Origin of the sequence: Paraburkholderia ultramafica (assembly GCF_902859915.1) — a bacterium.
GTDB lineage: Bacteria > Pseudomonadota > Gammaproteobacteria > Burkholderiales > Burkholderiaceae > Paraburkholderia > Paraburkholderia ultramafica.
Genome location: NZ_CADIKK010000019.1, coordinates 1 through 18680 on the forward strand (window position 1 = coordinate 1; position 18680 = coordinate 18680).

Consider the following 18680-nt stretch of genomic DNA (forward strand, 5'->3'; position numbering starts at 1 on the left):
TTTGCACCAAGGGCATCCAGGCCCGAGGCTCTGATGGGGTACCCATCTGCGGATATTCATCGTGGGCCCGCAGCGATTGCTGCGAACTGAGCCCGGATACATGGCTGCAACCTCGACCCAGTGCCAGAGAACGCGGACTGCTTGACAACAGGGAGTCGTCCATACATGGCATAAACCTCTCGCTGCGTAGCGGGAGTCGTCCATCACATCAGAGCCACTGCAAGCGTGATTAGCCGCGCAATTAGCTGCTCCATTAGTTGCCCGATCATCCCGGCAACTTCGCAGCCAGCACATCCACCTTGTCGATGCTCGGCGGCGACGCGAGCAAATCGCCGGCCTTCGCCATCAATGCGGCCGCCACCTTGCCGTTCAGATGCGCGTCGCGGCCGGCTTCGTCGGGAAAGGCGTCGAAAATGCCGAAGCTGGACGGCCCCAGCTTCAAACCGAACCACGCGGTGGTGGCCGGCTCCTGTTCGACGAGCGGCAGGCCGCTGAGCAGAAAAGCCTCGACTTCCTGTTCCTTGCCGGGCTTGGCTTCGAGATGAACGTACAGAGCGAGTTTGACCATGACACGACTCCTGATGTGAGACGCAGACAGTGAAATCGCTTTGCGAGCCTGCACAAAGCGCGACGAAACATGCGGGAGCGTTTCGCCATCATCTGAGTATAGGCCGCACCGCTCAGCGGCAGGCGCAGCCCCAAGACGCAAGCAGCGCGAGCGGTTTGCGCTACCGCAGCAACCGGCGCGGCGCATGCGTGCGGCCGACGCGCGTCCGCTATACTCGCCGGCCCTGAAGTCATTGGCCGCCGGTTGCGGCCTGGAAAGAAAATCATGTCGACAATTCCCGCCTGCCCGCAATGCGCGATGGACAACACCTACCCGGACGGCGAAAACTACGTGTGCCCGGATTGCGCGCATGAATGGCCGCTCAACGCCCCCGCCTCCGCCGACGACGCCCACGAGCGCGTGGTCAAGGACGCCAACGGCAACCCGCTGGCCGACGGCGACGCCGTGGTGCTGATCAAGGACCTGAAGGTGAAAGGCTCGTCGATCACGCTGAAAATGGGCACCAAGGTGAAGAGCATTCGCCTCGCCGGCGGCGATCATGAAGTGGACTGCAAGATGGACGCGGGCAACTTCATGCTGAAGGCCGCGTATCTGAAGAAGGTCTGACCGAACGGGGTGGCCCGGAGCGGCGCCAACGAGGAGCGACACTGATGTTTTCCCACGTATTCGTCGGCATTACCCATTTCGAGCGCGCTTTCGATTTTTATCAGGTGCTGATGGACACGTTGGGCCTGCAACTAGGCGCCCGGAAAGCGCAACTCGAAGCGCACCACGCGCGGCGCCGGACACACCACGCGCGCCGTGCCGCCGTGCAGATGCATGATCGCCTTGACGATCGCGAGCCCCAATCCGTTCGATTCGGTGAACGCGCTGCGCGCCGCGTCCGCGCGATAGAAGCGATCGAACAGCCGGTCCAGTTGCGCGTCGGGAATCGGCTCGCCCTCGTTTTCGACCACCACGGTTGCGCCCTCCGCGTCCTGCGTGCCGCGCAAACGCACGACCGTATCGCTCGCGCCGTAGCGCACCGCATTGACGACCAGATTGTTGATCGCGCGGCGGCACAGCATCGGATTGACCGATGCCACGCCTTGCGCATCGACTTCGAAGCGCATGCCCCGTTCGTCGGCGGGGCCCTCGAAATAATCAGCGATCCTGATGAGCTCCGCGTGCAGATCGACCGGCTCGCGTTCGACGGACAGCGCCGCATGATCCGCATGCGCGAGAAACAGGATGTTCTCCGCAATGTGGCTCAAGCGGTTCAGCTCTTCGAGATTCGATTCGAGCAACTGCTGATATTCGTCGGGCTCGCGCGGTTTGGCGAGCGTCACCTGGGTCTGGCCGATCAGCGCGCCGACCGGCGTGCGAATCTCATGCGCGAGGTCGGCGGAGAACTGCGACAGCCGTTGATAACCGTCGGCGAGACGGTCGAGCATCGCGTTGAACGCGTGCGTGAGCTGCCGCAATTCGACCGGTGCCGCGTCGCTGTCGAGCCGCACCGACAGGCTCGCCGGACTGATCTGCGCGGCCCGCGCGGCGATCTCGCGCACCGGCCGCAACGCGCGGCGCAGCACGTACCACGCGAGCAGCGTCGCGGCCAGCATGCCGATCAGCGTGGCCAGCACGATGCGATTGCGGTACGCGGCCAGCATCCGCACTTCCTGCGTCATCGGGTGCCCGGCGATCACTTCGACTTCGGTGCCGTCCTCGCGGGCTCGCGCGGTGGCAATCGCCCAATGCACCGGTACGCCGCCCGGCAAGCGGGTCTGGCGGATGTCGGCGAAACTCGGCGGGCGGTCCACGGCGCCGGCCGGCAGCGCCGGCACCGCGACGTTCGCCGGGTTCACGTCGACGAACGGCACTTCGCCCGGACGGCGAAACAGCAGCACGTCCTGTTCCGCGCCGAGCATGGTCTCGAACAGCAGCGGCCGCTTCTTGAGTTCGCTGACCGAGTAAAGGTCGTGCACGATCCGGCTGAAATGTTCGACGCGGCCGGTGAGCACGACGTCGGCGCGGCGTTGCAGCGACACTTCGGCCGAGTGATAAAAATACGCGCCCAGCGTGCCGATCACCACGCACGCGATCAACGCGAACAGCCCCGTGGTGCGCGCCGTCAGCGAACGCTCGGTCCAGAGTTTCATGCGCCGTCGCCGAACGTGTAGCCGATGCTGCGCACCGTATGGATCAGCTTTTTTTCGAACGGATGATCGACCTTCGCGCGTAGCCGTTTGATTGCCACGTCGACCACATTGGTGTCGCTGTCGAAGTTCATGTCCCACACCTCCGATGCGATCTGCGAGCGCGACAATGCTTCACCCTGGCGGCGCACCAGCAGATGCAGCAGCATGAATTCCTTGTTGGTCAGCGGAATCTCGACGCCTTCGCGCGTCACCTTGCGGCGCAGCACGTCGAGCTTGAGGTCGGCGACCTCGAACACGTCGCTCTCGCGGATCACGCCGCGGCGCAGCAGCGTGCGAATGCGCAACACCAGTTCGGTAAACGAAAACGGCTTGACCAGATAATCGTCCGCGCCGAGTTCAAGACCGCGGATGCGGTCGCTGACGTGATCGCGCGCGGTCAGAAAGATCACCGGCAGATCGCGCCGCGCGCGCAACGCGCGCATGATTTCCCAGCCGTCGATGCCGGGCAGCATCACGTCCAGCACCACGAGGTCGTACGCGTGTTCGAGCGCCATGTGCAGGCCGTCCGTGCCGGTGCGCGCGAGATCGACTGCATAGCCGCTCTCGCGCAAACCCTTCTTCAGGTAGTCGCCGGTTTTCGGATCGTCTTCGATGACGAGGATGCTCATGGTGCTCGGTGCTCCAACTCGGGCTTCGGCCCGGGGTTCGGCTCAGACTGTGACCCAGACTGTAGCTCGGACTGCGGCTCAAGCTGTGACTCATGCTGTGACTCACGCTGTAACTCAGCGGCGCTCTCCGGCGCGCTGCAACACGCGCCGGACATCGCTATCGCGGCCATTCTACGTGGCGGCGGCGCGCCGTTCATGACGTTTTTGTCATCGGTCTGTCACCCGGCCGAGCCGATTCGCCAACTAATCTGTCCCTACCGTTCACCACCCTGGAGCAGATTCATGAAGATCGTTTCCGCGCATGCAGTGCGCGCATTCGTTGCCCCCGCGCTCGTCGCCGCCGCTTTCCTCGCGACGACACCCGCTGCGCAGGCCCAAAACGCCGCGCCCACCGGCGTGCGCGGCACGGTGACATCGCTCGCTGGCGATCTGCTCAAAGTCCATACCCGCGACGGCAAAGACGTCGACGTGAAGCTCGCGGCTGACACGCCGATTCGCGGCGTCACACTCGCCAACGTGAACGACATCAAGCCGGACAGCTACGTCGGCACCGCCGCGATCCCGCAAGCCGACGGCACGCTGAAGGCGCTCGAAGTACACGTGTTCCCGGCCAGCATGCGCGGCTCCGGCGAAGGTCATCGGCCGTGGGATCTCGGCTCGAACAGCTCGATGACCAACGGCACGGTCGGCTCGCTCGTGGTCAGCAACGGCCGCACGATCACCGTGAAGTACAAGGACGGCGAAAAGAAAATCGTGATTCCGCAAGACGTGCCTATCGTCAACCTGCAACCGGGCGACCGTTCGCTGCTGGTGCCGGGCGCGAAGGTCGTGCTGTTCGCGCACAAGGAAGCGGATGGCTCGATGGCGGCGAACTTCATCTCGGCCGGCGTGCACGGCGTGACGCCGCCGATGTAAAGCGCGTTCCGGTCATTCCTCAATCATTCAAGCGGCCGCGTTCCGTGACGACGCGGCCTTCCACTTCCCGTTCGCACCGTCATCTTCGCCCATGTCCGAACCGCAAACGCGCCTCCTCGTTCACCCGCTCGTCGTACGCGTGACGCACTGGATCAACGCGTTCGCGATGGTCTGCATGGTGATGAGCGGCTGGGCGATCTACAACGCGTCGCCGTTTTTCCCGTTCAGATTTCCGGCGTGGGCGACCGTCGGCGGATGGCTGGGCGGCTCGATTGCGTGGCATTTCGCGGCAATGTGGCTGCTTTGCGCGAACGGGCTGCTGTATCTGACGTACGGCATCGGACGCGGACATTTCCGCCGCAAGCTGTTGCCGGTTCATCCCCGCGATGTCGCGCGCGATGCGGCGCTAGCGCTGCGCTTCAGGCTGCCGCACGATACCGGCCAATACAACGCGGTGCAGCGCGCGCTGTATCTGTTCGTGCTGTGCCTCGGCGTGCTGCTGGTCGCGTCCGGACTGTCGATCTGGAAGCCGGTGCAATTCTCGTGGCTGACCGCGCTGTTCGGCGGCTTCGATTTCGCGCGACGCGTGCATTTCGTTGCGATGGCGGGCGTGGTCGGCTTTGTCGTCGTGCATCTGGCGCTAGTGCTGCTGGTGCCGCGCACGTTGCCGCCGATGCTGACAGGCCGCGCCCGGCACGCCACGCATGAAAGGACTCAGGCATGAGCGCATCCAAACCCACCGACGCCCGGCAATCGCGGATCGTCCTCGCCGATCATCGGCCGCAAATCGAGCGGCTGCAGCGGCGTCTGTTTTTGCGCTCGTCACTGTCGATCGGCGCGCTGGCAATGCTGTCCGGTTGCAACATGCAGGACGGCGATTCCGTCGACAAGGTGCTCTGGGCGATGTCGCGCTGGAACGATCGCGTGCAGGGCTGGCTATTCGACCGCAACAAGCTCGCGCCGACGTATTCGGCCCGCGAGATCACCAACCCGTTTCCGTTCAACGCGTTCTATCCGGAGTTCGACGCGCCGGATATCGACGGTTCGACGTATCAGCTGGAAGTGTCAGGGCTGGTGTCGGACAAGCGCAGCTGGAATCTCGATCAGTTGCGCGCATTGCCGCAAGCTTCGCAGATCACGCGTCTTATCTGCATCGAAGGATGGAGCGCGATCGGGCAATGGCGCGGCGTGCCGTTTCGCACGTTCCTCGAACGCATCGGCGCCGATCTGAGCGCCCGCTATGTCGGCTTCAAATGTGCGGACCGTTATTATTCGAGCCTCGACATGGCGACGGCGCTGCATCCGCAAACGCAACTGACGCTCGACTTCGGCAACGCGCCGCTGCCGGCCAAGTACGGCTATCCACTCAAGTTGCGCGTGCCGACCAAGCTCGGATTCAAGAATCCTAAACATATCGCGGCGATTTTCGTGACCAACACGAATCCCGGCGGCTATTGGGAAGATCAGGGGTACAACTGGTTCAGCGGTTTATAACCGAACGCCCACGCCACTCCCCTGGCTCGCCTAAACGGCGCTCACGTAGCGCGCAACCGGCTTCAGCACGCGCGGTGCCGGTGGGTCGTAGACAGTGCGCATGCGTTTGACTTCGTCGACCGGACTCAGGCCGAACAGACGCTTGAACTCGCGGCTGAATTGCGATGCGCTCTCGTATCCGACGCGCGCCGCCGCCGCGCCCGCATTCAAACCATCCTGCACCATCAGCAGACGCGCGTGATGCAAACGCGTGGTCTTCACGTACTGCATCGGTGACGTCGCCGTCACGGCTTTGAACCGCGCATGAAACACCGGGAGGCTCATGCCCGCTTCAGCGGCGAGCGTATCGACGTCGAGTTCGCCGTGGTAGTCGGCATGAATGCGGCGCAGCGCTTTCGCAATTCGGCCAAAATGATTCTGATGCGTGAGCGCCGCGCGAATCGCATCGCCCTGCTCGCCGGTCAACACGCGATAACAGATTTCGCGCACCACGCCTGGCGCAAGAATGCGCGCGTCGAGCGGCGAGGCCAACGCTTCCACCAGACGCTGCACCGCATTGCACAGCGCCGGATCGAGCGGCGTCGAATAGATGCCGACCGGTTCATTCTGGGTGGCGCCCTGCGTTTCGTTCAGCGTCATCAGCAGCTCGGCCACCATCGTCAGATCGACGCGCACGGAGATCGCGAGGAACGGCTTTTCGGGGCTCGCCTCGGTCTCGCATTCGAACGGCAGCGGCACCGACAGCACCAGGTACTGCTGCGCGTCGTACTGGAACACCTGATCGCCGAGATAACCGCGCTTGCGGCCCTGGCAGACGATCACGATGCTCGGCTCGTACATCACCGGCATACGCGGCATGGGACGATTGGCGCGCATCAGGCTGACGCCTTCCAGACTCGAGCGGGTAAGGCCCGGCGTGGGCGCGAGCAGGTCGAACAATTCGATTACACGCTGCTGGGCGGAATCGATCGATGCGGGTTCAGCGGAACGGGTCGACATGACGGTATAGTGATGAGCAAGATAATAATGCTTGAAATTTAGCATCAAACAGCCTATCGCGCTTCTCGCCAGGAGTTTTAGGCAAATCTTCAAGACATTCAGGTATTCCCGCACTCGCTGCGCGCTCCTATGATGGGAACCTGCCGGATCAACTTTTTCCGCGCTGCGCTGGGCGCGGTTGGCAATTCAACGCTTCGGCGAATTCGTCAACCACCGCCGGCGCCGTGATCCCGGCTCATGTCAGGGCTGGCCGCATCGGCAACGCGCGTTGCCCTTAGCAGGCGCCTTGCACCATCACCCTCTTTGCTGGAGCTACCCATGAGCACGACTTATGCCTATGCAGCGACCGCCGCTACCGCGCCGCTCGCCCCGTTCGAAATCCAGCGCCGCGAACTGCGCGCCCATGACGTGCAGATGGAAGTCCTGTTTTGCGGCGTGTGCCATTCCGATTTGCATCAGGCGCGCAATGAATGGAAGAACACGGTGTTTCCGGTGGTGCCGGGCCACGAGATCGTTGGCCGTGTGACCGCGGTCGGCCCGGACGTGACGAAGTACAAGGCAGGTGACCTGGTTGGCGTCGGTTGTCTGGTCGATTCGTGCCGCACGTGTGCGAGCTGCGAGGAAGGTCTCGAGCAGTATTGCGAAAACGGTTTTGTCGGCACGTATAACGGTGTCGATCGTGTCGACGGTCAGATCACGTACGGCGGCTATTCCACGCAGCTCGTCGTGGACGAAGCGTTCACGCTGCGCGTGCCGGACAATCTCGACCCGGCGGGCGTCGCGCCGCTGCTGTGCGCGGGCATCACGACGTATTCGCCGTTGCGCACGTGGGGCGCGGGACCTGGCAAGAAGGTCGGGATTGTCGGCCTCGGCGGACTGGGCCATATGGGCGTGAAGCTTGCTCGCGCGATGGGCGCGCATGTCGTGCTGTTCACGACGTCGCCGTCGAAGATCGAAGACGCGAAGCGGCTTGGCGCGCATGAGGTGGTGATTTCGAAGAATCAGGAAGAGATGGACGCGCATTTGAACAGCTTCGATTTCATTCTGAATACCGTGGCTGCGCAGCACGATTTGAATCCGTTTTTGAATCTGCTCAGGCGCGATGGGACGATGACGCTGGTCGGCGCGCCGGAGCACGATCATCCGTCGCCGCAGGTGTTCAATCTGATCATGAAGCGTCGCCGTCTGGCCGGGTCATTGATTGGCGGGATTGCGGAGACGCAGGAAATGTTGGACTTCTGCGGGGAGCATGGGATTACTTCCGATATTGAAGTGATTCCGATGCAGGGGATTAATAAGGCTTATGAGCGGATGCTTAAGAGCGATGTTAAGTATCGGTTTGTGATTGATCTGGATTCCTTGCGGAAGTAATTGGTTTTTTTTGCCCGCGCGGCGGGGTGAGGTTTTTTTCTTTCGCTGCGCGGGTTTGTTGCTCTGCAGGATTTTTTCTTGCGGTGTTGTTGGCTTTTTTTGATTGTTCTTTTTTTGCTTCACTCTCTGGGGTTTTGGCTGGGTGCTCATGGTTTTGGCCTTTCCTTGAATTCATATCGGTCTATTGGCGTTGCCCCTGTGCGGGGCGGCACTCACTTTCTTTGCCGCCGCAAAGAAAGTAAGCAAAGAAAGCGGGCTCAAACCGCTAATTCTTAAGTGGGTCCCCTGGCTTGGAGGGGGTAGTGGTGCATCTGGAATCTGTGCGCTCGCACATTCCGCGTTAGTGACAAAGCCATCATCCGTTCCCACTCCGCACTGCGTGCGTCGCGGACGGGTATGCCAGGGAAAGCCGTGGGTAGTTCTCTGCGCGGTGAAAAGCCATCGGCTTCGCCTCGGCGAGGCGCCGAATAAGACCAATGACCTGACGAAGTACCGCTTCGGCGCGCGCAGCGCCGCCGGAAGAATGACTGCCTTGTCACTGCCGCGGAATGTGCGAAGACACGGATTCCAGATGCACCACTACCCCCTCCAAGCCAGGGGACCCGCTTATGAGCTGGCGGTTTGAGCCCGCTTTCTTTGCTTACTTTCTTTGCGGCGGCAAAGAAAGTGAGTGCCGCCCCGCACAGGGGCAACGCAAATAGACCGACATGAAATCAAGGAAAGGCCAACACCATAAGAACACCACCGAAAGCGCCACGCAGGCAAATACCCCCAACCCGAACCCTCGACTGGAGTCTGCACCGTGATTGACAGAATAACTGCAATGCGCACATTCATCCGAATCGTGGACACCAACAGCTTCACCCGCGCAGCGGAATCCCTGAACATTCCTCGCGCGACGGCGACCACCATTGTCCAGAATCTGGAAGCCCTGCTGGGCACTGCGCTCCTGGCCCGCACCACGCGGCGTCTGAGCGTCACGCCCGAAGGCGCGGCCTACTACGAACGCTGCGCGCAAATCCTCGCCGATATCGACGAAATGGAAGCCAGCATCCGTCATGCAACCGACAACCTGACAGGTCGTCTGCGCATTGAAATGCCGGGCGCCGTCGCAAGCGCGATCGTCCTGCCGGCACTGGACGACTTCCACGCCCGCTACCCGAACCTCGATCTCGCCATCGGCGTAAGCAACCGCACCGTCGATCTGATCTCCGAAGCAATCGACTGCTGCATCCAGCTCGGCGAATTGCCGGATTCGAATCTGGTCGCTCGACAGCTCGGCACGCTCGAACACGTGACCTGCGCAAGTCCGGCCTATCTGGCCCGTCGCGGCACGCCCGTCGATCTCGACGATCTGCGCGGACACGTCGCCGTCAACTGCATGTCGCCGCATAACGGCCGCGAAGTGGACTTCGATTTCGAAGTGGACGGCGACGCGCAAAACGTCAAGGTCAACGGCTTCGTCAAGGTCAGCGACGAGCAGGCGTATCTCACCTGCGGACTGCAAGGCCTCGGCCTGATTCAACCCGCGCGGATCGCCGCTCAGCCCTACCTCGATTCGGGACTGCTGCGCGAAGTGCTGCCGCAATGGAAACCCGTGCCAATGCCGGTCTCGGTGGCCTATATGAAGAACCGCCGCGTGTTGCCGCGCGTGCGGGCCTTCGTCGACTGGCTGGCGGAGTTGTTCGAAAAAGCGGAGCACGTCGATCAGGATCTCTCGCATGTCCGTCAGTTGCTGCGCGGCCTGCATCCCGCCTGAGGCGGGTTGATTGCGGGCGCGCAGCGCCAATCAACGCGTCAGTTCAGTAGTGCGACCGGCACCGACCGCGTCAACAGATCAACGTAGAAATTGGACAGGTTCGGATTGTCGAAGCGTTTGACGATCGTCATCTTCTGCAAACCCGCCGGCGGCGAACCCTTATATCCCGTTGCCTTGCCGTCATTGGCGCCGAAGCTCTTATCCACGTCCACCCACTCGTCCACGGTCTGCGTCGCGAACGCTGGATGCATCAGATACGCGAGCGTTAGTGTGTCCCAGATGTTCGTCGTGTAGTTCGGGTTCGTCTCGAAACCGTTCTTGCCGTCGAAACCATAGCCGTTCAACGTCTTGAACAGTTGCGTGATGATGGTCTGCTTCGCCGCGTCGTGCGGGTATGCAAGGCAGACCGCGTTGCACGCCCGCCCTCACGCATCCACTTACTGCGACTCTTCCGCCCACACGGCATTCTCACGAGCCATCAGCGCGGTCGACGCCGCCGGCCCGAACGTGCCCGCCGTATAAGCGCGCGGCTTGTCGCCCGACTTGCCCCAGCCTTCCAGAATCGGCTCGGCCCACGCCCAGGCGGCTTCCAGTTCGTCGCGACGCATGAAGTGCGTCAGACGCCCGCGAATCACGTCGATCAGCAAACGCTCGTACGCTTCCGCGCGACGTTCGGTGAAGGCCTGCTGCAAATCCAGATTCAGATTCACCGGCAGCATGTGCATGCCGCTGCCCGGTTCCTTCGCGAGCATCTGCAACTGGATCGACTCTTCCGGCTGCAACTGGATCACGAGACGGTTGCCATAGTTGCGTCCACCGCTCGGAATGATCGAGAACGGCAGCTCGGAGAACTCGATGACGATCTCCGACACTTTCTTCTGCATCCGTTTGCCGGTACGCAGATAAAACGGCACGTTGGCCCAGCGCCAGTTGTTGATGTGCGCGCGCAACGCGACGAACGTTTCGGCGCGGCTACCCGCCGGCACGTTGTCTTCTTCGAGGTAGCCCTTGACCGCCTCGCCGTCCACCGCGCCCGCGGTGTACTGGCCACGCACGGTATCGCGGACGATGTCCTCGGGCGTCATCGGACGCAGCGAGCGCAGCACCTTGAGCTTTTCGTCGCGCACCGCGTCCGGGTTGAGCGACACCGGCGGCTCCATCGCAACGATGCACAGCAATTGCAGCAGGTGGTTCTGCACCATGTCGCGCAGCGCACCGGTCTTGTCATAGAAGCCCGCGCGGCTGCCCACACCGACCGTTTCCGCGACCGTGATCTGCACGCGCTTGATATACGGCGCCTGCCACAGCGGGCCGAAAATCGGATTGCCGAAGCGCAGCACCATCAGGTTCTGCACGGTTTCCTTGCCGAGGTAGTGGTCGATCCGGTAGATCTGCGCTTCGCTGAAATGCTTGCCGACCGCCGTGTTGATCTCCTGCGCGGACGCCAGATCGTGGCCCAGCGGCTTTTCGAGCACCACGCGCGAATTGCCGTCGACCAGCCCCGCCGACGCAAGGTGATCGCAGATATGGGTGAACAGATCCGGCGAGGTCGCGAGATAGAACACGCGGCGCACGCCGTCGCGCGACGCCTCTTTCAGACGCTGGTAGTCGTCGGCCGAATCGACATCCATACGCACGTACTCGAACAGCGCCAGAAACTTGTCCCAGGCGGCGCCATCGAACGCCTTCTTTTCGATGAAGGGCTTGGCCTTCAACTCCATGAATTCGTTGATGTACTCGTCACGCGACCAGGGCTTGCGGCCGATCGTGAGAATGCGGGTGTCCGGCGGCAGATTGCAGTGCAGATGCGCCATGTAGAGCGCGGGCAGCAGCTTGCGAAACGACAGGTCGCCGGTGCCGCCGAAGATGATCATATCGAGCGGCAGGTCAGGAGTGGCAGGAGCGTGTTGGGTCGTCATAGCGCGGTCGCAGCGTCGTGATGGAGGAGGCGTCGGTCAAGGGACAGAAAAAAGGGTGAGCAAGGCGCCCGCGCCGGCGGACCGGCACTTTTTTCTGGCAAACGCCTATGTTGCAACGTTTTGAGATTGTTTGCACGGCAACATGTGCCTCAGGTTGGCGCAAGATGCCAACCTGGGTGGCAGAGGGCTGCTCTTACGGGGTTTATTGCGGCTGAGGGCGGGCGGCCGACCCGCACTCGCCGCCCCTATCGCACGATCCGGCCAAGCACCATGCCGCGCCCCGCATAGAAACGCGCCATCGTTGCAAATGGCAGATACACGTTGGCCTGATGCGGCGCGATGCCCGAGGGATTATGAAACCACACGCCGTGGCGATCGCGTCCATGCAGCAGAATCAGATGGCCGCCGTGGCGTTGATTCGGCCGCTCGGGATAGCGGATCTCGGGGCTCACGGAGACAATCGCCAGCGTATCGGCGTTCAGGTGCGCGGCGATCTCTTCGAGCGGCGCCTGCGGCAGCACCTCGACCTGAATACCGAACGCGCCGGCCGTCCACTCGGCAAACGGCCGGTAGATCAACCCGTCGACGCCGCCGTCCTCGCGCATCCGGTACACGCCATGCCGCAATGCTTCATCGAGCAGCGCGGCGCGCGGCGCGTGGCCGATGCGCCAGTAGTCGAGCGCGGATTCGAGGCACGTCAGGCCGCACAAGCGTTTGGCCCAGAAACGGTAACGCTCCGGGTCGGCGAACCCGCTGCGCTGCCAGTGGGGATCGTCGCAAGGGTCGCCCTGCTGCTCGACGATATGCCGAACCCATTCGGGGCTGCCCCATTGCGTGTAATACGGGACGTCGGCGTGGCGGAGTGTCGGTTGGTTCATCGGTGGTGCGTAGGAGTGGCGGGTGTTTTACAGCATGCTGCGGGGCCGCTGCATCGTGCCGTCGAAGAAACGCTGCACGCGGAACGCCGACAGATCGAGGGAAGCCTCGCCGCCGTCGTTCATTTCCGCGAGCAGCTTGCCGACGATCGGCCCCATCGCGAAACCGTGACCGCAAAAGCCGGTGGCAATCGTCAGGCCGCAGACCTGCGGCGGCGCGTCGATCACCGGAATGCCGTCGGGCAGCACGTCGATCAGACCGGCCCATGATTCGACCTCCTGCGCGTCTTTCAACGCGGGGAACAACGCGCGCAGTTTTTTCAACGCGCGCGGCGCGTGGCTCACGTTCGGCTGCGGATGCGGATCGCGCGGATGCAGCACCCGCTCACTGTCCGGCCACCACGTCGGCATGGGTCGGAAACGGTTGGTCGGCTGGGGTGAAGTTCGCGTGCAGCGGGTAGGTCGTGGTCATCAGGCAAGCCGGTTTTAAGTGTGGGCATAATCTTCGCAGGCAGGCGGGTTGTCCGCAATGCCGGCGTGAGAGCGAAGAAGCCCAGCTGGATGCGTGGCTGGCATTGGATACCGGCTCGATGCTGGCGGTGTTTATGCGTCACACAGATAATTGCAAATTATTCGTCTGGCAGATATCTGCAAAATATTCGCGAGGCGAATATTTGACAAATATTCGTTTGACGCATAAATTGCATTTATTCGCCTCACAGATAATCCGTCATGCTCCACCTCATCGCCACACCGGACCAGCTGGCCCAGCTGCTTGCCGCCAGCCGGCGGCAAGCAGGCCTCACGCAGACCGAGGCCGCCGCGCGGATCGGCGTCAGCCAGAGCCGCATTTCGGCACTGGAAACCGACGCCGACGCCCTCACCCTCAACCAATTGCTGGCGCTGTGCGGCATCTACGGCCTGCAATTGCAAGTGCGCGACAAGAGCCAGCCGGTGGCTGAGCCGGCGCCGATCGTCGAGTGGTGATCATGGCCCGGCAAACGCATTCACGCGCGCTGTCGGTATGGGCCAACGGCGAACGTGTCGGTGTCTGGCGCCTGCCTGCTCGCGGCCCCATGGAGTTCACCTACGATCCCGCATGGGTCGCGTCGCCCGCGGGCCGGCCGTTGTCGCTGTCGTTGCCGTTCACGCCGGGCAACATGGCGCAAAAAGGGCCGCGGGTGCTGAACTACTTCGACAACCTGCTGCCCGACAGCGAGGCGATCAGAAAGCGCATCGCCCAACGCTACCAGACTGAAACGCTCGATGCGTTCGACCTGCTGCAAGCCATCGGCCGCGATTGCGTGGGCGCCGTCCAGCTGCTCGCCGAAGACGACATGCCGAGCGGCGTCGACCGGATCGAGGGAACGCCGCTCCGGGACGCCGAGATCGAGGTCATGCTGGCCCGCACGGTCAGCAATCCGGCGCTAGGCGCGCCTGACGAAACCGACGACTTCCGCATCTCGCTCGCCGGCGCGCAGGAAAAAACCGCGCTGCTGTGGCACGACGGCAAATGGCAGCGGCCGCATGGCGCCACGCCCACCACGCACATTTTCAAACTGCCGCTCGGCCTGGTCGGCAACAGGCTCGCCGACCTCAGCACTTCGGTTGAAAACGAGTGGCTGTGTTTGCGGATTCTGCGCGCCTACGGTCTGCCGGTCGCGAACACGGAGATCATGACGTTCGGCAAGCAGCGGGTGCTGAGCGTCGAACGCTTCGACCGGCAACTGCATTCGAGCGGGCAATGGCTGTTGCGCCTGCCGCAGGAAGACTTCTGCCAGGTGTACGGCGTGCCGTCGCATCGCAAGTACGAAAACGAAGGCGGTCCCGGTGTGCTCGACCTCGCGCGGATTCTTCAGCAATCGGTGACGGCCCGGCAGGACATCGAAACGCTGCTGGCGAGCCAGATTCTGTTCTGGATGCTGGCGGCGCCGGACGGCCACGCCAAGAACTTCAGCATCCGCCTGCTGGCGGGCGGCCAGTTCCGCATGACGCCGCTTTACGACGTGATGTCGATCTGGCCGGTGGAAGGCAACGGCCCCAACCAGTGGTCATGGTTCAAGGCCAGACTCGCGATGGGCATGTGGTCGCGCAGCAAACACGATGCGTTCCGCGACGTGCAGCGGCGCCACTTCAACACGATGGCGCTGAAGTGCTCGTATGCCGCTCACGCCGAGCCCTTGATCCAGCGGCTGATCGAGCAGACGCCCGAAGTGATCGCGCGGGTCTCGGCGGAATTGCCCGAGCGCTTTCCGGGCAAGGTGGCCGAACGGATTTTCAAAGGACTGAAGAGCTCGGCGGCCAAGCTCGAAAAGATGCCGGCGACATAGGCTCACGCCGGGCCGCGCCAGGCGGCATTTCGCCGCCACGCGCCGCGCCCGGCGACCCGCCGCCCCGCCTGACACATTTCCATACAGATGCGGCACCAGTTCATCGGTAAAATGCGATTGATGCTAAATAGATAAAAAACCGCCGGTATGTCCGTTTTGTACCTCGCACTGACGGGCTCGGCGGTGGTCTTACAAAAATACAAATCGCGATACTTTTTACGGTACATTTGCGGTCCCCCTGCGTAGCCGGCCAATGCGCATCGGCGTGCAGGGGCGCACCGCGCCTGTCGTATCGCACTCCAGCACCCTTTAAGACGGCGGATTCTCACGCAGTATGACCAACGAAACAAACTCACCTGACTCCATCGCAGTCGCCGAACGCGTGCGCGAGTTGATGAGCCGGCATGGAATCGGCAAACGCCAGCAAACCACTGAGTTGTGCCGCATTCTCGATCTGAGTTTTTCACAGGGACACCGCAAGCTGCGCGGCAACAGCCCGTGGACCCTGTCGCAGATCAAGAAGGTGGCCGAGGTGTTCGGCGAACCCGCCGCCCAGCTGTTCGGCGCGCAATCGCTTGATCCGGGCATGGTCGGGGCGATCGCCCAGGAAGCCGTGTTCTGCATCGGCGCGGTCGAGCTGGCGTGTACCGCGTGGATCGGCGCCGCGCTCGAACCGGGCAGCCGCCCGGAATACGTCGCGTACTCGAGGCTCGGCCAATGGCGCGTGGCCCGCCACGACGGCACGCTTTACCAAAGCGCGTACGAGGTCCACAAGATCGAGATCTATCCGCGCCGCGCCGAAACCGACAAGCCGACCATCGCCGTGGTCGACGACGATCAGGCCAGCGCCGACAATCTGCGCGACTATCTGGAGCGCAGCGGCTTCGCGGCGGTGGCGATCTACGGGCTCGCAGCGTTCGCCGAACAACTGCAAACACAGGTGTTCGACGGCGTCGTGATCGACTGGCTGTTCGGCGCGCAGACCTCGGCGGCCGCGATTCAGGCGGTGCGTGCCTCGGAGAATCCGGACGCGCCGATCTTCGTGCTGACGGGCGAACTGCTGACCGGCAAGGCCAGCGAATCGGAGATCAGCCAGGTGATCCGCGATTACGACGTCGCGTGCTATGAAAAGCCCGCGCGCATGGCGATCCTGGTCGCCGATCTGTCCAAGCGGCTCAATCGGCCGTAACGCCGGCCATCACCGCGCCGCCAGGCGGCTGAAGGTGCGTGCTCCGCTTTCATTGCCGCACCGCGCGCGCCGCGCATCACACCGTAGGCCGCGAAGCCAAAGCCCGCTGCAACGCGTTGCGCAAATCCTCGTAATGTACCGGCTTTAGTAACGCCTCGAAGAACGGCTGTGCGCCGCGCTCTTCCCCAGCCCGCCCTGCCTCCCCTGCCATACCCGCCTCCGGCGCATACGCGCTGACCACGATCACCGGCACCCCCGACGACGGCCCGCCACGTCGCGCGAAATCCGCGAGAAACGTATAGCCGTCGCGCTCCGGCATGTGCAGGTCGAGCAGCACCACGTCGCAGCGGCGCGTGTCGAGCCACGCGAGCGCATCGTCCGCATTGGCGACGGCGTGCGCGTCGAAATCCATGTGCACGATCATTTCGCTAAGCGACTCGCGAATCAGCCGGTTGTCGTCGACGATCAGCACGCACGGCCGCGCGCCGCCAGGCTCGGCCCGCGCCGCCACGCCCGGCGGCTGCGCGGCGGCGACCGGCGTGACCGGAATCGTCACGGTGAAGGTCGTGCCCTTGCCCACCGTGCTCGCCACGTCGACCCTGCCGCCGAACAGTTTCACCAGCCCCTGCACGATGGTCAGCCCCATTCCCGCGCCTTCGAAGCGGCGCGTGCGCGACGCGTCCAGTTGCGTGAACTCCTGGAAGATCAGCGGAATCTGCGCATGCGGCACGCCCGGCCCGGTATCGCTGACGACGAAGACCAGCACGGTCGGTTGCTGCCGCAATTGCACGCGCACCGTGCCGGTCTCGGTGTAGCGGATCGCGTTGGTGACGAGGTTGTTGACGATCTGGCGAATCCGGTGCGGGTCGGAATCGACCGGACCGCTCATGCCGCTCGCCTCGCTTTCGAGCTTCAGACCGCGCGCGGCGGCCGACATCGCGTGTTCGTCGACGATCGACGCCAGCAGTTCGCGCGGTTCGAAATGCTCGTGACGCAACTCGAGCTTGCCGGCGCCGAGACGCGCGTAATCGGTCAGATCCTTCATCTGTGCTTCCAGATGCCGCGCCGCGGTTTCGAGCCGCTGGATCACCTTGCGGTCGGCTTCCGAGTGGTAGTTGAAGCCCAGCAATTCGATCGACGACACGATTGCATGCAGCGGCGTGCGCAGCTCATGGCTGATCATGCCGAGAAACGCGTCCTTCGCGAGACTCGCCTCGCGCGCCGCGCGACTCGCCTGGTGCTCGGCGGCGAGCGCCGCGTGCTGCTGGTACATCAGCCGCGTGCGGCGCCGGCCGTTGAGCACCAGCAGCAGCGTCGCCGCCGCCGACAGCAACAGCAGCAACAGGCCGCCCGCAAACAGCATGCGCCGCTTGTCGATGAAATCGCGGTTCATCGCCTCGCGGTCGGCGACGTCGGCGAACCGGCGGCTCAGCGCGAGATCGTTGACCTCGTTCCAGTGCTCGCGCATCTGCGCGACGATCTGATTGACACGGCTGCGGTCCTGCGGCAACTCGTCGACCGCGGGTTGAATCTCGCCCAGCAGATGATCGAGCGACTGGATTTCGTCCAGTTGCCGTTGCAGCAACGCGAGTTGCGAGGTCAGCCGGCTCGTCGAGCCGGCCATCACATGCAGCTTCGATTGCAGCAGCTGGAAGCGCAGCATCAGCCGCTGATAGTCGTCGTCGACGCCCGACTGATACAGCAGCAACTGGTTTTCGAAACGCGCGTAGGCAATCTGCAACTGCGCGGCGTCCCAGTAGAAGCCGTCGTACGTCCCGGTCAGCTGCTCGGTGGCGCGCGGGTTCAACAGGTTCGCGTACAACAGATAGCCGATCGCGCCGGCCGGCGCCGCGAGCGCGGTCAGCCAGATCAGCACGTAGAGGACACGGCGCCACGGACGGCGCGCTATTTGACGATGAGGGCCTTGATCTGCCATACGAATTTCGAATCGCCCGACGCGCCCGTCAGTTCATCGGGGTACGCATCGCGCGGGTAGATGAGGAACAGCGGCCCGAAGTTGCTGATCTTCAGGCGCTGGCCGTTCATGCTGTACGCAACGACCACGCCATAGCGATCGCAGTCCGACACCGGCACGGTGTAGGTGTAGTCGTCGAACGTCTGGAACTCGACCTGGGTGCCATACGCGCCGACCGTCTTCAGAATATCCGCGAGCAGCGGTCCTGTGAAGGTGGAGCGCGGCGTCCAGGTGGTCGAGGTCGTGATCGAGTGGGCCGGCAGTGCGAGCAGTTGGGCCTCGGTGAAGTGATAGGTGTGGTGCGACGCATCGGTGGTCTTGCCGATCTTGCCCTCTACGTCGAGCGCCAACGGCGAAGCCGCCGACTGGGCCTGAGCCCCCCATGCGGCCAGCGCGAAAATCAGGCCCATCGCCCAGCGTGCGCGCCTGGGTGCGCTGTTTCTGTCATGCAGCTTTGCAATCACCGTGGTCACCTGCTTT

The 18680-nt window shown here is 63.2% G+C and carries 19 protein-coding genes and 2 pseudogenes; 9 read left to right on the top strand and 12 right to left on the bottom strand.

The features are described from left to right. Positions 1-265: 265 nt before the first annotated feature. A complete protein-coding gene (locus HV744_RS20420) occupies positions 266-568 on the bottom strand; it encodes a putative quinol monooxygenase (RefSeq protein ID WP_175151236.1) in 303 nt (100 codons plus the stop codon). A 264-nt stretch (positions 569-832) separates the two neighbouring features. On the opposite strand from HV744_RS20420, the gene HV744_RS20425 reads away from it, so the two are divergent. Beyond that, on the top strand, positions 833-1174 hold the full coding sequence (locus HV744_RS20425) for a zinc ribbon domain-containing protein YjdM (protein ID WP_175151237.1): 342 nt from the start codon (positions 833-835) through the stop codon (positions 1172-1174). Positions 1175-1305: 131 nt separating this feature from the next. Here HV744_RS20425 and HV744_RS20430 read toward each other — a convergent pair whose 3' ends face one another. Both HV744_RS20430 and HV744_RS20435 read right to left on the bottom strand, forming a co-directional pair. Beyond that, the gene (locus tag HV744_RS20430; protein WP_175151238.1) at positions 1306-2706 is read right to left on the bottom strand and encodes a heavy metal sensor histidine kinase; all 1401 of its coding nucleotides are present in this window, start codon (positions 2704-2706) and stop codon (positions 1306-1308) included. Continuing rightward, positions 2703-3374: a heavy metal response regulator transcription factor gene (locus HV744_RS20435; protein ID WP_175151239.1), complete on the bottom strand. Its 672-nt coding sequence runs from the start codon at positions 3372-3374 to the stop codon at positions 2703-2705. Before HV744_RS20435 ends, HV744_RS20430 begins: the two co-directional genes overlap by 4 nt. 282 nt (positions 3375-3656) lie before the next feature. Here HV744_RS20435 and HV744_RS20440 point away from each other — a divergent pair, with 282 nt between their 5' ends. From HV744_RS20440 to HV744_RS20450, 3 genes are all read left to right on the top strand, one after another. Further along, the gene (locus HV744_RS20440) at positions 3657-4289 is read left to right on the top strand and encodes a hypothetical protein (RefSeq protein ID WP_175151240.1); all 633 of its coding nucleotides are present in this window, start codon (positions 3657-3659) and stop codon (positions 4287-4289) included. A 91-nt stretch (positions 4290-4380) separates the two neighbouring features. Beyond that, entirely contained in the window at positions 4381-5013 is a 633-nt protein-coding gene (locus tag HV744_RS20445) for a cytochrome b/b6 domain-containing protein (protein ID WP_175151241.1), read from the top strand. Then, the gene (locus HV744_RS20450; protein WP_175151242.1) at positions 5010-5783 is read left to right on the top strand and encodes a molybdopterin-dependent oxidoreductase; all 774 of its coding nucleotides are present in this window, start codon (positions 5010-5012) and stop codon (positions 5781-5783) included. The genes HV744_RS20445 and HV744_RS20450 overlap by 4 nt, the downstream gene beginning before the upstream one ends. Positions 5784-5813: 30 nt before the next feature. On the opposite strand, the gene HV744_RS20455 is transcribed toward HV744_RS20450, so the two are convergent. Beyond that, positions 5814-6782, bottom strand: a complete 969-nt coding sequence (locus HV744_RS20455; RefSeq protein WP_175151243.1) for an AraC family transcriptional regulator — start codon at positions 6780-6782, stop codon at positions 5814-5816. A 318-nt stretch (positions 6783-7100) separates the two neighbouring features. Here HV744_RS20455 and HV744_RS20460 point away from each other — a divergent pair, with 318 nt between their 5' ends. Beyond that, positions 7101-8153, top strand: coding sequence for an NAD(P)-dependent alcohol dehydrogenase (locus tag HV744_RS20460; RefSeq protein WP_175151244.1), 1053 nt, complete (start codon positions 7101-7103; stop codon positions 8151-8153). Here HV744_RS20460 and HV744_RS20465 read toward each other — a convergent pair. After that, the gene (locus HV744_RS20465; protein WP_175151245.1) at positions 8110-8328 is read right to left on the bottom strand and encodes a hypothetical protein; all 219 of its coding nucleotides are present in this window, start codon (positions 8326-8328) and stop codon (positions 8110-8112) included. The genes HV744_RS20460 and HV744_RS20465 overlap by 44 nt on opposite strands. 627 nt (positions 8329-8955) lie before the next feature. Between HV744_RS20465 and HV744_RS20470 the strand changes: the two genes are divergently transcribed. Continuing rightward, on the top strand, positions 8956-9912 hold the full coding sequence (locus HV744_RS20470; protein ID WP_175151246.1) for a LysR family transcriptional regulator: 957 nt from the start codon (positions 8956-8958) through the stop codon (positions 9910-9912). Between the two features lie 38 nt (positions 9913-9950). Here HV744_RS20470 and HV744_RS20475 read toward each other — a convergent pair. The 4 genes and pseudogenes from HV744_RS20475 to HV744_RS20490 all read right to left on the bottom strand — a co-directional run. Next, positions 9951-10301, bottom strand: a pseudogene (locus HV744_RS20475) (nucleoside hydrolase); the annotation flags it as partial. 48 nt (positions 10302-10349) lie between these two features. Next, entirely contained in the window at positions 10350-11831 is a 1482-nt protein-coding gene (zwf, locus tag HV744_RS20480; protein ID WP_175151247.1) for a glucose-6-phosphate dehydrogenase, read from the bottom strand. A gap of 245 nt (positions 11832-12076) precedes the next feature. After that, positions 12077-12709, bottom strand: a complete 633-nt coding sequence (locus tag HV744_RS20485) for a C39 family peptidase (RefSeq protein WP_175151248.1) — start codon at positions 12707-12709, stop codon at positions 12077-12079. A 27-nt stretch (positions 12710-12736) separates the two neighbouring features. Beyond that, positions 12737-13093, bottom strand: a pseudogene (locus HV744_RS20490) (NAD(P)/FAD-dependent oxidoreductase); the annotation flags it as partial. 345 nt (positions 13094-13438) lie between these two features. Between HV744_RS20490 and HV744_RS20495 the strand changes: the two are divergent. Both HV744_RS20495 and HV744_RS20500 read left to right on the top strand, forming a co-directional pair. After that, complete coding sequence (locus HV744_RS20495) at positions 13439-13693, top strand: helix-turn-helix domain-containing protein (RefSeq protein WP_175151249.1); 255 nt, start codon at positions 13439-13441, stop codon at positions 13691-13693. A gap of 2 nt (positions 13694-13695) precedes the next feature. Beyond that, positions 13696-15036: a type II toxin-antitoxin system HipA family toxin gene (locus HV744_RS20500; protein ID WP_175151250.1), complete on the top strand. Its 1341-nt coding sequence runs from the start codon at positions 13696-13698 to the stop codon at positions 15034-15036. Between the two features lie 2 nt (positions 15037-15038). On the opposite strand, the gene HV744_RS20505 is transcribed toward HV744_RS20500, so the two are convergent. Next, positions 15039-15263 carry a hypothetical protein gene (locus HV744_RS20505; RefSeq protein ID WP_175151251.1) on the bottom strand — a complete coding sequence of 75 codons (225 nt, stop codon included), beginning with the start codon at positions 15261-15263 and terminating at the stop codon, positions 15039-15041. 107 nt (positions 15264-15370) lie between these two features. Here HV744_RS20505 and HV744_RS20510 point away from each other — a divergent pair, with 107 nt between their 5' ends. Continuing rightward, a complete protein-coding gene (locus HV744_RS20510; RefSeq protein WP_175151252.1) occupies positions 15371-16225 on the top strand; it encodes a helix-turn-helix domain-containing protein in 855 nt (284 codons plus the stop codon). 76 nt (positions 16226-16301) lie between these two features. On the opposite strand, the gene HV744_RS20515 is transcribed toward HV744_RS20510, so the two are convergent. Both HV744_RS20515 and HV744_RS20520 read right to left on the bottom strand, forming a co-directional pair. Further along, positions 16302-18161, bottom strand: coding sequence for an ATP-binding response regulator (locus HV744_RS20515; protein WP_175151253.1), 1860 nt, complete (start codon positions 18159-18161; stop codon positions 16302-16304). Further along, the gene (locus HV744_RS20520; protein ID WP_425497784.1) at positions 18131-18673 is read right to left on the bottom strand and encodes a putative pterin-binding protein; all 543 of its coding nucleotides are present in this window, start codon (positions 18671-18673) and stop codon (positions 18131-18133) included. Before HV744_RS20520 ends, HV744_RS20515 begins: the two co-directional genes overlap by 31 nt. Positions 18674-18680: the final 7 nt, after the last annotated feature.